Origin of the sequence: Alteribacter salitolerans (genome assembly GCF_016901055.1) — a bacterium.
Taxonomy (GTDB): Bacteria; Bacillota; Bacilli; order Bacillales; family Salisediminibacteriaceae; genus Alteribacter; species Alteribacter keqinensis.
The window spans coordinates 439,879-453,212 of sequence record NZ_JAFEUX010000003.1 but is presented as its reverse complement, the minus strand read 5'-3'; the positions used below and the strand labels follow the sequence as shown (position 1 = coordinate 453,212).

14 protein-coding genes are annotated in these 13,334 nt (G+C 43.7%); 9 read left to right on the top strand and 5 right to left on the bottom strand.

Features of this window, described 5'->3' with window-relative positions:
- The first annotated feature begins 45 nt into the window (after nucleotides 1-45).
- A complete protein-coding gene (gene speB / locus JSY36_RS08290; protein WP_122900086.1) occupies nucleotides 46-936 on the top strand; it encodes an agmatinase in 891 nt (296 codons plus the stop codon).
- 50 nt (nucleotides 937-986) lie between these two features.
- Here the strand turns inward: speB and JSY36_RS08285 are convergent, their stop codons facing one another.
- Nucleotides 987-1,250 carry a hypothetical protein gene (locus JSY36_RS08285; protein ID WP_205166001.1) on the bottom strand — a complete coding sequence of 88 codons (264 nt, stop codon included), beginning with the start codon at nucleotides 1,248-1,250 and terminating at the stop codon, nucleotides 987-989.
- Between the two features lie 475 nt (nucleotides 1,251-1,725).
- Here JSY36_RS08285 and JSY36_RS08280 point away from each other — a divergent pair, with 475 nt between their 5' ends.
- A complete protein-coding gene (locus JSY36_RS08280) occupies nucleotides 1,726-2,994 on the top strand; it encodes a zinc ribbon domain-containing protein (protein WP_205166000.1) in 1,269 nt (422 codons plus the stop codon).
- Nucleotides 2,995-3,051: 57 nt separating this feature from the next.
- A complete protein-coding gene (locus JSY36_RS08275; protein WP_205165999.1) occupies nucleotides 3,052-3,567 on the top strand; it encodes a TcaA NTF2-like domain-containing protein in 516 nt (171 codons plus the stop codon).
- Between the two features lie 88 nt (nucleotides 3,568-3,655).
- On the opposite strand, the gene JSY36_RS08270 is transcribed toward JSY36_RS08275, so the two are convergent.
- A complete protein-coding gene (locus JSY36_RS08270; RefSeq protein WP_205165998.1) occupies nucleotides 3,656-4,417 on the bottom strand; it encodes a zinc ribbon domain-containing protein in 762 nt (253 codons plus the stop codon).
- A 379-nt stretch (nucleotides 4,418-4,796) separates the two neighbouring features.
- Between JSY36_RS08270 and JSY36_RS08265 the strand changes: the two genes are divergently transcribed.
- Entirely contained in the window at nucleotides 4,797-5,735 is a 939-nt protein-coding gene (locus tag JSY36_RS08265; RefSeq protein WP_205165997.1) for an acetamidase/formamidase family protein, read from the top strand.
- Nucleotides 5,736-5,815: 80 nt separating this feature from the next.
- Here JSY36_RS08265 and JSY36_RS08260 read toward each other — a convergent pair whose 3' ends face one another.
- A complete protein-coding gene (locus JSY36_RS08260; protein WP_205165996.1) occupies nucleotides 5,816-7,054 on the bottom strand; it encodes a M14 family zinc carboxypeptidase in 1,239 nt (412 codons plus the stop codon).
- Between the two features lie 260 nt (nucleotides 7,055-7,314).
- Here JSY36_RS08260 and JSY36_RS08255 point away from each other — a divergent pair, with 260 nt between their 5' ends.
- The 3 genes from JSY36_RS08255 to JSY36_RS08245 all read left to right on the top strand — a co-directional run bounded on the left by JSY36_RS08255 (nucleotide 7,315) and on the right by JSY36_RS08245 (nucleotide 11,343).
- A complete protein-coding gene (locus tag JSY36_RS08255; RefSeq protein ID WP_205165995.1) occupies nucleotides 7,315-8,130 on the top strand; it encodes an alpha/beta fold hydrolase in 816 nt (271 codons plus the stop codon).
- Between the two features lie 420 nt (nucleotides 8,131-8,550).
- Nucleotides 8,551-10,050, top strand: a complete 1,500-nt coding sequence (locus JSY36_RS08250) for a hypothetical protein (RefSeq protein WP_205165994.1) — start codon at nucleotides 8,551-8,553, stop codon at nucleotides 10,048-10,050.
- A gap of 267 nt (nucleotides 10,051-10,317) precedes the next feature.
- Nucleotides 10,318-11,343 (top strand): hypothetical protein, encoded by a 1,026-nt coding sequence (locus JSY36_RS08245; RefSeq protein WP_205165993.1) that lies wholly within the window; start codon nucleotides 10,318-10,320, stop codon nucleotides 11,341-11,343.
- A 239-nt stretch (nucleotides 11,344-11,582) separates the two neighbouring features.
- Here JSY36_RS08245 and JSY36_RS08240 read toward each other — a convergent pair whose 3' ends face one another.
- Nucleotides 11,583-11,711, bottom strand: a complete 129-nt coding sequence (locus JSY36_RS08240) for a tautomerase family protein (protein WP_205165992.1) — start codon at nucleotides 11,709-11,711, stop codon at nucleotides 11,583-11,585.
- A 293-nt stretch (nucleotides 11,712-12,004) separates the two neighbouring features.
- The gene (locus JSY36_RS08235; protein WP_205165991.1) at nucleotides 12,005-12,151 is read right to left on the bottom strand and encodes a YvrJ family protein; all 147 of its coding nucleotides are present in this window, start codon (nucleotides 12,149-12,151) and stop codon (nucleotides 12,005-12,007) included.
- 246 nt (nucleotides 12,152-12,397) lie between these two features.
- On the opposite strand from JSY36_RS08235, the gene JSY36_RS08230 reads away from it, so the two are divergent.
- On the top strand, nucleotides 12,398-13,003 hold the full coding sequence (locus JSY36_RS08230) for a sigma-70 family RNA polymerase sigma factor (protein ID WP_205165990.1): 606 nt from the start codon (nucleotides 12,398-12,400) through the stop codon (nucleotides 13,001-13,003).
- Entirely contained in the window at nucleotides 13,003-13,233 is a 231-nt protein-coding gene (locus JSY36_RS08225; protein ID WP_205165989.1) for a helix-turn-helix domain-containing protein, read from the top strand. Before JSY36_RS08230 ends, JSY36_RS08225 begins: the two co-directional genes overlap by 1 nt.
- Nucleotides 13,234-13,334 lie beyond the last annotated feature (101 nt).

The following is a 13,334-nucleotide window of genomic DNA, read 5'->3' as shown; positions in this document are numbered from 1 at the left end:
AAAGACTCTTCACTCTCCCCCCGCTTCACCGGGGTGAGAACGTTTATGCGACTGGAAAACATCCAGACAACAAAGGACGTGGACTTTGCCGTTTTAGGCATTCCTTTCGATACTGCCGCTTCCAACCGCATCGGAGCCCGCTATGGACCACAGCATATCCGCGATGCCTCTGTGCTGTTAAGACCGTACAACCCTGATCAGGATGTGAATATTTTTGACTACTGCTCCGGTGTGGACTATGGAGATATTGACGTCATTCCCGGGAACATTCATCGGACCTACGACCAGATTACCGAAGGACTCAGGCCTTTATTGAACGATGACGTCATTCCTATTATCCTCGGCGGAGATCATTCCATTTCACTCGGCAGTCTGCGGGCTTTCGCTGCAAAATACGGCCCTGTCTCTCTCGTTCATTTTGACTCCCACGGAGATACATGGGATAACTATTACGGTGAAAAATACATGCACGGCACCCCGTTCCGCCGCGCCGTGGAGGAAGGACTGATTGATACCGCCCACTCCATTCAGGTAGGTATGCGGGGCCCGCTCTACGGACCCGGCTGTATTGAAGATGCCAGAGACCTTGGTTTTCAGGTCATTCCTATGCGGGAAGCAAGAAAACTCGGCCAGGAAGAAGTAAACAGACGCATTCACGCTCGGGTCGGAGACGCCAACCGCCCGGTGTTTGTAAGCTTTGACATCGATTTTGTCGATCCCGCATATGCCCCCGGCACCGGCACCCCTGAAGTGGCAGGCCCAACCAGCTTTGAAGCCCTCGAGTACGTGAGAAGTCTGGACGGACTGAACATCAAAGGATTCGATCTCGTAGAAGTCCTTCCAGCCTATGACTCCGGCGACATCACAGCCGGCCTCGCCTCCGCTGTCGCTTATGAAATGATCAGCCTTGTCGCATTAAAAAAGAAACACGGATAAATACAGGTGCCAGGTACTGTGTGAAACGAAAAACACAGTGCCTGATACCTTTATAACCTCGCCTTCGCATCTTCCAGCTGCCTTTTCACTTCTTCCGGAGCAGGTCCTCCCAGCAGAGTCCTCAGCGAGATGAACACCCCGGGGTCAGTCCTCCGCTTATACAAAGCCTCAGAGATATTCATCTTCTTCCCGGTCTTTTCAACTACGACTTCTTTAAGAACGTCCCCCGCCCCAATGTCCACAGGCTTCATTCCCCGCTCGCTTAAACACGCTACAAACGCTGTCGCTTCCATATCGTTCCTGCTGAAAGCCATATGAAGGTTTCCCGCGACGTCTTTTCCTACCCGCTCATTCAGTTACTGCGCAATCATAAAAAACAGATCTTCACTGCCCGTCATACGCTTTATTAACCGACTAACTTCTTGTCCCGCAGCATGGTAATATACGCCAGGTTTATTTCGAGAATATAACCGAGTAAATGAGTTCTTGTAAATTCATACTGAGGTGCTAGCACATGCCTGATGTATAACTCCGATCTTGATTTTTTCACCGTTCACCCTCCGATATGCTTGTTGTTTTAAGAATATGTACTGAAAATGATCGGTGTTCTTTGAATGAGGTGTCAAAGAAGTAATAATTAAATCAAAAATAAGGTCAATGGATCTCTAGGTCTTTTTTACAAAACTACTGATATCACCTGAATTTTCCTTATTCTAATCAAAGTTCACACCTTATAAGACTAAAGTTTTAGTATAATAGAATCATATAAACGTATTAGGAGTGAGTTAGATGGAGTATTGTACTGTCTGTGGTGTGAAACAGGAGGAGCAATCGTCCTTTTGTACAGCCTGCGGAGCGAAGAAGGAGAGTAATAATCAAACCGGAAACCCGGCACCTGCTGCCGTACCAAAAAGTACCGGCTTTTCTCAGGTAAGTAAGAGATCTAAGATTATAGCTGCCTCTTTAATTGGGTTGGCTCTTTTATTTACCGGTTTTTATCAGGTCGGGGCATCGATGAATGATCCAATGAAAAACGCACGGAGTTTTGTGGAGGCATTGGAGAACAATGACGCACAGTACATAAGCAAGCGCCTTGTCTCAAGTGATGAGTCACTTCACGTGGATGAAAAAAACATAGAGGGACTGCTGTCTTTTTTTGAGGACAATTATTATGAAAAAGAGTTTTTTTACACTTATTTGAATGACCAGATGGAGCATATCAATACAATCGAGGAAACAACGAATTTTGCAGTTGCAGACAGCGGATACCTTCCGGGCCATTCGTTCCTGACCTATGAAAAAACCGGACGATCGTTTCTCTTTTTCGATAGATATGAATTTGTACTCCACCCTGTCCCATTAACCGTACATTCAAACCACCACGATTTGACGCTTTACATAGACGGGGAAGAATTTGAGAATCCAGAATACGGGGATGGTGTCTATTATTTGGGTTCACTATTGCCTGGTTATTATGACATCGCCGGAAAGCTGGATACAGACCTTGTGCAGCTTGAGACCGAAGTAAGCACCGCCCATTTCTATGATGGATACATCGATCTTTATCTCGAGATGGAAGAAATTGATGTTTACTTTCCATTTGAAGGAGCTTCTCTTTATATCAATGGGAAAGATACCGGTAAAGTGATGAACGGGAACGATGATACTTATGGACCCGTATTACTCGACGGCTCCATGGACATGCACCTGGAAAAAGAATCTCCATTTGGGACACTCGTAACACCGCCTGTTACCCTGATGAATCATTATTATGAACTTTCTCTTGCCCTTAACGACGAATATCATGAGCCGGTCATTGACTCGTTGCATACGTACATGATGGAAAGAAGCAAAGGAGAAATGACACTTGATGCTGCAACGCTGAGTGCCGTTACCACCTCACACCAGGGAGAGTTCAACAATGTTATTCAGGATGTGAGAAACTACGGGGGCAGCAGTATGGCCTTCCTGACAGGAACCGTCTTTGACCTTCAGTCGTTCGACCTTACTTTTTATGAAGGAGACTGGTATGTTCATGTGGAGGTGGAAGAAGCCTAGGAAGTAAATACCGGCAATTCATCCTACCCGGACACCAGAACTAATGAGTATACACTCATGTATGATGAGGCAGATGAACAATGGCTCGTCCATGGTGTTTATTCAACTTACAGCCTGGACTATGCCAACACCGAGTCTTACTCATTTGACATTGATGAACAGGAGGCGTCTCTCGCAGAAGTGATTGAGCATTCTGATGAAGCCTTTGAAGTGTTGTTTGACGAATTCATCAGTGCGAACGTGTATGGAATTAATTACAGCGACTCTTCCAGGGTGGAAGAATACGTCGATCCGGAAGCGCCCGATTACTTAAAGGAAGTCGTCGATTACATTGATTATTTATACGGGAGAGGGGTTTCAGAAGACTTTCTGGGAGTGGAAATCGTTGAGGTAGATACAGAGGATAATATCCACTTTACCGTTACAACCGAGGAAGAATACGTGATTTATTACGAGGATGCCTCTGCAAAAGTAAAGTCATTTGAATCCAATTATTCTGTACGTTTTACGAGCAACGGCCTGAAAGTATCCAAACTGATTGATACAACAGAACTATCCAGTGAAGAGTATTAACCTTCAGCTCCCTTAAAGGGGGCTGTTTTTTTTGCAAAAAAAGCCCTGGAGTACCGTCTTATCCGGACTCCAGGACTGTACATACAGCTTATAAAAACCAAAAGGAAGACGTGATCTCTTCAATCATCCGCTGTACCATGCTTGCAAGTGTAAGAATTGAGATGATCATTATCAGAACATTTGTCAGTACGATACCGTAAAAAGCATCCAGCCCGCCAGGCCCTTTTCGTTCAAAGGAAAACATGGTCCCGAAGAACGTAAGTGGAATAAAGACCACACTCATAAGAGCAATGAAAACCCCGAGGAAATTGAGGGACAAAAGGGCAAGCACAAAGCCAAACATGGCAAGTGCGCCCGGGAAAACAAGCAGTGCTCCGTAACGAGCCAGCACATTTTTATATGTAGCTCCCACATTCATCAATTTCAATACTAACGTCATTACCCCTGCAAACAGGAAAAATGTAACCGTCAGAAGAAAAGCCGGAACAAGTGCCCCTTCCCAAAACGAAACAAAACTGCCTATCAGATTATACGAAGTTAAAGAATAAAAGACCGAAAACAGTAAGATAGAAATAATCCCATTTACAAACCCCGTCTCATCGGTTTGCTTTGCTGTCGTAAACGGCGCTTTTATTGCCGCTAATGCGAAAGCAAGATACATGCTTCCTACTTCTTTTCCTTGTTTCACATAGACATTGTCTTTAATGTCATTGCCGCTCGTCCCGGCTTGCACCGGCTCAGACGCTGCCGCTGTTTCATTTGATGCTGCCTGGACCTCTGCCGCAGTCCCGCACTTCCCGCAAAACTTGGTATGATCAGCCATTTGACTGCCACAACCTGAACAAAACATATGATAGCCCCCTATTATTGAATTAGATCTTAGTACCTAATCATATTTTACATATAAAGGGCTTTACTTACTACTAAATATCTATATTATGTTTATTATTGAATAAAGTCTGTGTTAAATGGAATTTAATTGGTATTTATTAAGCTTGCGGCGGACGTTTGGTGGTGTCAAGCTATCTTAGCAGAGTTGTCTATCTTACAGACCTTTTGCTGAACCTCGCCATTATATGTTGACATGCTCCATATTAAATAAACGTTTAATTAACCCTGCACAGTCCGACAAACACATTTCCTTTTCGATCCCTAATCTACAAACTTTCCTTTCATATGACAGCCAACCTGCTACACTTAAAGCATCAAACCTACGGAGGTACCTATAAATGATCCATAAGCTAAAACTGGATTCCCGCTATCTTAGCGGATCCTTCGACCAAAACTACGAACCTGTTCACACAATAAATTCGGGGGATTCCCTTCACCTCACCACTCCCGACATCCAATGGGGATATTCGCCCAATGAAGACACACCAAAAACCTTCTATAAATCCAACCAACAGGAAGAAAAACCAGGTCACCCGATGATCGGACCGATTGCGGTTAACGGGGCTAAGGCAGGAAACGTTCTTGAAGTCCGCTTGAATGATATCGTTCCCGGGTGGTACGGGGAAAACTGGGCTGGCGGCGGACCATCATGGCAAAATCAAGCAGCCGGCATTTCAGAAGAGGAAAAAATTCAGCTCGACTGGCACTTGAACAATACCAACCTGACCGGCAGCTGCCGGATTGGCGACAGGTCTTTCCATGTAGGCTTAAGCCCTTTTATGGGACTCATGGGAACGTCCCCTAAAGAGCCCGGTACCCATGACACCCCTCCCCCGCGCTACTCGGGCGGGAACATTGACTGTAAAGAGCTGGTCAAAGGAAGCACACTTTATCTTCCGATTTCTGTAGATGACGCTCACTTCTACATTGGTGACGGACACGCGTTGCAAGGAGACGGAGAAATTTCCGGTACAGCCATTGAATGTCCGATGGACCACGTTGACGTGACACTAACGGTAAGAGACGACATGACCTTAACATCACCACTGGCAAAAACACCCTCAGGTTGGATCACCTTTGGTTTCAATGAAGATTTAAATGTTGCCACCGGAGAAGCACTAAGCTCCATGATTACTTTAATGGAGGAACAATACGGGATTAAAAAAACGGAAGCAATGGCACTTGCGAGTACAGTTGTGGACCTGCGCATTACACAGGTGGTGAACGGCGTTAAAGGGGTGCACGCGATGCTGGCACACGGGGCGTTACGGGGGTAGTTTTAATTTCGCTGTCATAAATAAGGTGCCAGTCACTGTGTAAAACGCTAAACACAGTGACTGGCATCAGCAATGTTATCCTACAAATTAGGTGGTCCGATTCTTGGGCTGTTTCTTGGAATTTCAGTGTCATAGAAGTCAGGGTCGATTTCATAGATTTCTCCTGTAGCCAGTCCCAGGAGCGTTTCATAAAGACCGATATACGTTTGCTGGATCAGCATTCCGCTTCCTTTTTGCCCTGTGTGGCCGTCCGGGTGCTGCTGTCCGCGTGTTTCATAAAGCATGATCGCGGCATCATTTAATGAATAGCTTCCGAGAGCTGTACCAGGCAGGTTTACGTCAGGATAACGGGAAACCGCGCCAAATGGTGAATTTCCTTTTTGCAGAACCTGATAGACATGGGAGTTTACCTGCTTAGAAAGATTCAGAGACTCTTCGCTCAGCTGATACTCTTCCCCGCCGTAGGATATTACGTTATCCTCATCCACCACCTGTGCAATGAGCTGAAGCGTGTTCAGACGGTCATCGTCCTCTGATACGACATTACTATATCTGTGGTGGTGATCAATGAAAAGATCCGGCTGAAGCTCTTCAAACACATCACGGGATGCTCTCGCTTCAGGCGTTACATAAAAGCCAGGTTCTGAACCTAGGCCCGGCAAAAGACCAGCATCTTCTTCTGACAGTTCAAAAGACAGATCCGGGTGGAAATCACGGTTTACATCATACCCTAATTCTCCACTGGCCTGATCGGTTCCATGGTACCAAGGAGCCGGCGTATCCGCAGACAGCCCCCACTCTTCAGGCGTCCACTCCTGGAAGTTACGGCGCTGCTTGGACTGCCCTTGCTCCACGTCAATAATTTCCGCTCCATCAGGGTTCAACATCGGCAAAATCCAAACCGTTACATTATCCAGGATATCCCTGATGTCTCTGTTATTACTCATGGCAAGGTTATGAATCAGGCTAACTGCCGCTTCTGTACCTGCCTGCTCATCCCCGTGAATTTGCGTTTGCAAAAACACCTTAGGATTGTCAGAGTCCGCATCCCCGAATTTGGCTACGTAAATCGGGTGGTCATACTTTGCAGAATGGCCTACAACCTCCAGCTCCATCCGGTTATCCCTGTCTCGCTCGTCAATCTGTTCCAGTTTTGTATGTAGCTCTTCAGGTGAAAGAAAACGTTCAAGCATAACCTGCTGTCCCGACTTAATCCAAGGACCATTCGGCTTTGACTGAGGCTCTGCACCTGCTCCACCGGGCGTCACCATTGTGAATGCCATAACCGCTGCTAAACCAAGACCTATAAACTTTTTCATCAAACAACCTCCTTTTATTTTACTCCCTTAATTTTCGTATACCGAAATAATAGAGTCAACCAATTTCAGAAAAATAAGAAAATTAACCCAGCTGTATTTGTCTGGTAAAGGCGGTTTGTGTCACTTACTGCATATTCGCGTCTCTTTTTCCGGAATCATAGTTCATAAGTAATTAGCAACTTTAGACCATCGGCACTGACTCTAGTCTGAAAGGTATCACCCTCGAATATAGTAATTAAAAAGGATATGAGGTGAGATAAATGACCAAGGTAAGGGAGAAGTACATTCAGGCAGACTCAGGTGTGGAACTGTTTGTCCAGGAAGCAGGCAGCGGCGAGCCGATCGTGTTTATCCCGGGGTTTACGTTCACGACAGAGGTTTTCGAAAAGCAGGTAGAGCACTTCGCCAAAACGAACCGGGTTATTGTTGTGGATCCGCGAAGTCATGGCCGCTCAACGGTGGTTCTTCACGGGAATGATTACGTTACTCACGGAACGGATCTTCATGCAGTACTTGAAGAACTAGATGTTAAAAATGCGGTTCTGGTGGGCTGGTCCTTTGGCTGTCTGACGGCCTGGGAGTATGTAAAACAGAATGGCTATGAAAGGGTGAAGTCAATGGTTTTTGTTGATATGCCGCCTAAGTCGTTATCGATCAGTAAAGCAGACTGGGTAGAAGGCTCGCTGGATGATATTTCAGGTATCTACAATGCATACCTGAGGGATTCCAAAGGACAAAGGGACTTCATCACGAGCTACATAACCTCGGTGATGATTCAAAGAGAGCTCAGTGATGAGGAATTAACCTGGATTGTGGAACAGTCTTTGAAGACACCTTATTATATTGCCGGCAGCCTGTTTGCTTCAGGGATGTTCTCTGATTACCGAGAAGAAGCGAAAAAAGCGAGCAAAGCGGTGCCTACCTTAAACATCGTAGCAGAGCACTGGTCCGAAACTGCGGTCAACTATACGAACCAACTGACCCCGAAAACAAAAGTGGAAGTCCTGGGAGGGCATATGATGTTTTGGGAGCACAGTGATAAGTTCAATGAGATTGTGCAGCGTTTTATTCAATAAACAGCAGGTGCCAGGCACTGTGTGAATCAATAAACACAGTGCCTGGCACTTAGTAACGATAATGTCTGTTTCCCCTTTTTTTCTTCTTTCTATACTTATTCCCCCCTCCAAAACAGCAGTTTCCTTCATCAATGGTCACATCTGATATATTTTAGAGCTTGACCTCTTTTACAAGCGTTTCCACCTCATTTTCTTTAGGTCCCTCGTTTTCTTTGTAAATATCTTTCCTGATTTTCATGTCAAAAACGAGGGCTTTTTATAACATTATGCTATAATTTCCATAATTATCTTATTATTTGACAGGAGGTGTGTAACCTAGCGACATTCTGCTTCCTTTTTAGCTTTTACCAGAGCAGTCCGGAATAACGGCGTAATAAGAATCGTCCCCCCTAAACCTATAGAACAGGAGGAGATACTGACATGAAAAAAGACGATCACACCTGGCTGAATACGCCAAAGGCTTTGCTGCGTAAAACAGATATACCGGATCTCCCTTTTCAGAAGAAAAGAATTTCAAAATTTATTACGGTGGATGGCCGGAAATTGGCATTAGCCGGAAGTATGCTCGAAGAAGAAAGGAATGATCAGTTCTTTTCCGCTTTTTATGTAATTGACCATAGCGGACATGAGGTAACGGATAAAAAAATACAGGAAACCATTCACCGCTACGCAGCTTTCCTGAGTCTGGGCGTTCACTTCAAACGTCTACGTAATGTATTATCAGACCAGGAAAGAAACGAGGCGGCCGGGACAGAAGAACTAGCGAACCTTCTCACTGAAAACGACGTCGAGTCACGCTCGGCAGAACGGCTGTCAGAAAGAATAAATCCCTTTCTTGTAAGGAAACTTGAACAGATTAATGAAGCGTATGACCAGCTGTACACGGAAGAGGTTATACACGAAAATAATATTCGCACACTAATTGAGGATGTCAACGACTTCTGGAGCAGCTATGAGGATCGTCTTCCTCATCTGAATACCCTGGCAGAGGCGGGTATTCGGTTTGACCAAATCCATGATCCTGAAGTAAAGAACATGGTTATGAGTATGTCGGAAGAAAACAGAATGAAGAACCTGGCTCTTTCATCCTTTACAGTGTGGTTTCAGGAAATGTCCACTACAGACAGCAGCCTTGAGTCAGTAATCAAACGTCATTTCAGCATTTTACATAAAGACAAAGCCGATGTATCGAACTGCCGCCTGTCCGGGCTTGAGAAAACACTTTTAATAATGATTAAGGTACTGAAACCAATCATGTATTTTATCGTAATTCCACTCAGTCTTCTTATTTTTATCGGTACAGGGTTTAATTTTGGTGTGCTGATTTTTCCGGCTGTCTTCTGGCTCGTTTACAGGCCAATCTTTAATCAGTCGAATAAATACTTAAAGTACAAAGTTTACTACAGGTTTCTGGAGAGTAATCAACATCTTGATCCCAAGACCGGGGCTCACGACAGCCTCACACATGATGATGATAAAACAGAACCTGAAGAAGGTGCTTTCACCCCTGTTACGTTTAAGGTCACCTCACTCAATAGAGGACATGTGTTTTATTATGCCTTTGGTATCTTCTTTATTGTCACCACTTTCGTTACCCTGCGTGACGGTTTAAATGGTTTAACAATGTTCTTTTTTCTACTCAGTTTTTTCTTTGGTCTTGTTGGTTTAATTATTCTAAAATCGCCTCTCTCTAAAACCGAAATTACCTTTCAGGAGCATTTCTTTCTGGAAAGTAAAGGTGAACTGCTTCCTGCAGAATTCAAAACAGTAAACTGGAACGAGGAGAAGAATCTCCTCCGTCTTGACAAGCACGATAAGAACAAGTTCAGGTATATCCTTGAAATCAATCAGAAAGATAAAATACCGGCCGTTGAAAAATGGGCTGAAATGAAAGGGATCGAATTCAATAGAATAGATTAAGTGGTGCCTGTCACCACCCGAACTTTGTCGAAATCGTAGTCTTTTATTCAGAGTTTGAGTGGTGGCCTCCAACACAGGAAATCAGTTGCAAGGGGAGCTCTCCCTTCAGATTTACTATATTAACAGAATTATCAATTTGACTCCCAATTTCACAAACAAGCTATGTAGTTGTTAGTTATACAGATACTAAATTTATATTGATCAAATCCATTTTAGGAGTATAATAGTAACGCGACATTAAAACTACATAGTTGGGAGAATTTGTACATGGTTGAGGTTTTCATTCACGACATTGTTCCTTTTTTAGGGATAGGCTGCTTTTTTGCCGCCATTATTTTTGCCGTTATGGCTTTATTTTCTTTAATCAGGAAGACTGGTAATTTTAAAAGGTATGGGATTACAACCCTTTCCTTTATCGGAGGACTTCTGCTTTTCGGAACAATTTCATATATGCTTTTTGAAGACTATGCTTCAACTGAAGACACTGTTCAGGCTGAGCAGTACAGCAATCCGTTTGATCACAACGAATTTGTATTCGAAATAGAAGATGTACAATATAACGAGGAAACAGATGAACTCGATGTTTCTATAACAACAAACCTTCCAGATGCGTCTTTTGTACGAGTAGGACTTACAGATGTGGAGCCTGAAGAAACAGATGAAGTCACCGGCTCCGTCGTTAATCAGTTAACTGATTTCGAATATTTTATGGTGCTGAGGGGCGAAATAAACGTTTCTTTCTCACACGAAGTGGTCCCTTTCATTAACGGAGATTACCGCTTTAGTGTAAGCTTGGATATTGGTGAGTTTAATACAGGTCTGGGAGAATCCCTTGGGGGTAAAACAAATTTTGAAATCCATTTCGATAACATTGTTACACATGGGGACGAAGAGGAATACGGCATTTACCTGGGGCAGGAAACCTTTACCGTTACTGACACGAAATCACTAAAGGATTTTGCCTCGGAATATAAATCAAGTGCAGAGAAAATCCGGTTTGCCGAATTAGATAAAAACACTTCCCCATATGAAGGAACCGTTACTGTGTTTAAAGGCGAAATCATGCAGGTTATGGAAGACGACCAGTTTGGGATCATCCGTCTGGCAGTTACAGAAAAATCATTTGGCTACTCTTCCTCGGACGTGATCTATGTTACCTATGACTTCCCTACACCGTTCGTTAAAGACGACATTGTTACGGTTTACGGATCCGTAGAAGGTTCCCATACTTATGAATCTACTGCAGGGTATAATATTACACTGCCTCACATAAAGGCAATGTTTATAGAATAGGAAATATTCTTGATTGAGATTTGCAATACAAAAACTGAGCTTCAGAGTAATAACCTGGAGTTCAGTTTTTTTGTTAACCACCTGCATTTATATTACCTAAACTCTGTTTTAAAAGCTCCTTCAACCTCATTTTGCTTTGCTTGGACAACTTACACGAAGCAATCGATCTTCATCTGCCGCTTCATACACTAAACAGAAAATAAACGTACTCAAGCAGCCAGTACATATTGCTTTAATACTTACTTCCCTCCTTTTCTTCTTTCTGTAACCAATTCCCCTCCAAGCCCATAGTTATCTGTGTCAACTTCGTCAATGACCACGAACATTGATTCCGGGTTTTTATCTAACGTTTCCTGAGTACTTCTCATTCTTTAACACAGCCTGCTAAGGCATTTGGCCTTAGCAGGCTCCTTTTGAAGCCAGGAATGGAGCCATTCAGGTTAAAAAACAGCCCATCCTGGATCTTGGAACAGCATAACTCTGCCTTTGGGTAGAATTTTCTTTGTTTCTCGTAGAATTATTTTCTTTTCGGGCGGAATCATCTTTGGTTCAGATAGAATGATTTCCTTTTTCGGTAGAATGATCTTTGTTTACGGCAGAATCATTGTCTAAAGTTTGCTGTTTTATATTTCCTTTCCCGCTAAAGGGGATATTACGGAACTTACCGATTCATTCTTGACTGCAGATCTTCAATGGCCTTCGTTAAGTTCTCAATCCGCTTTTCAAATCTCGTTAATAAATAAAACGCAATCAATACCGGGAAGCCTACGTTGCCCGCAACCATCGCCCAGTCCGGAAAGTGTTCCATCCTTTTCCCTCCTCCTTTTCAGCCACTGTGTGGCAGATCCCCACTTCTCTCGGCAGCAATTCATTCTTCCATGTCCCGATACCTGTAAAAGAGGGAATCTTCCTAGGTCTTCACAACCAAAAAAAGATAACCACTTGTTTAACCTAGTAAATTATCCGAAAATAAGAACATACGTTCGTAATTCGGTTGTGAAAACGATCTGGTTTACCCCTTTAATTGGTAACCCAACACGTTAGGAGGAAATCGATGCTAAAAAAGAAAATTACAGAACAGCATCTCATCGATCATTTTAGAAAACGTCACCCTGAAATCTCAGGCAATCCATTATTCCACTCGTTTCTCCTTGATCATAAACACCGTACCTTACTGACTGATGCTCTGCAGCATCCTACTGATAAAAATAAAGCCGCACTTGATCAGGCATTCAGAGATTACTACACCGGTGTGAGAATCTTAAATTACCTGTCACAGACACTGTATTGGGAAGCTGTCAACTATGACAAAAAGAGGAGAGAAAGATCCAGCACCTTTCCTCTTGTGCTTGATCACCCGGCAAAAGATGAGGATACGGTGGTGATTGAGAATATCGAGTCAGGTGACCGCGTTGAAGAGGAAGTGATCGAATCATCGCACCTGGCTTTGCATGAACGTATCGAAAACCCTAATCTCAAAAAAGGAATACAAAAGCTTACCCGCCGGCAGCAGGAAGTACTCCAGTTCATATACGGAGAAGAAAAAACGCTGACAGAGACTGCACTTAAACTTGGAATCAGCCAGCAGGCGGTCTCAAAAATCCACCGTGCTGCCATCAAAAACCTGAAATGCAATTTTTCAGAAAAGGAGGAGAAGTAATGAAAGAATGGCGTCTGTTAATTGAAAGCTCGCAGAAAGGAAACGAAGAAAGCACGTTAAAAATCATCCAAAAACTGGAGCCCAAGATCAGAAAGTCCCTGTATCAGACCGACTTTCAGGAACGGGACAACCTTGAACAGGAACTGCGGATAAAGACGATGACGATTGTTCATTCTTTTGATACCAGTAATGTCCCCGGATTCTGGGACTGGCTTGATGAGGCAAAATAATATCCGGCACAATTTTTTCAAATTTTCAGGACATCAGGTTGTAAAGAAAAGCCCTTCCGCTCCTTTTACAAGTGAAAGGAAAAAACAAAGAGGGAGAGGAT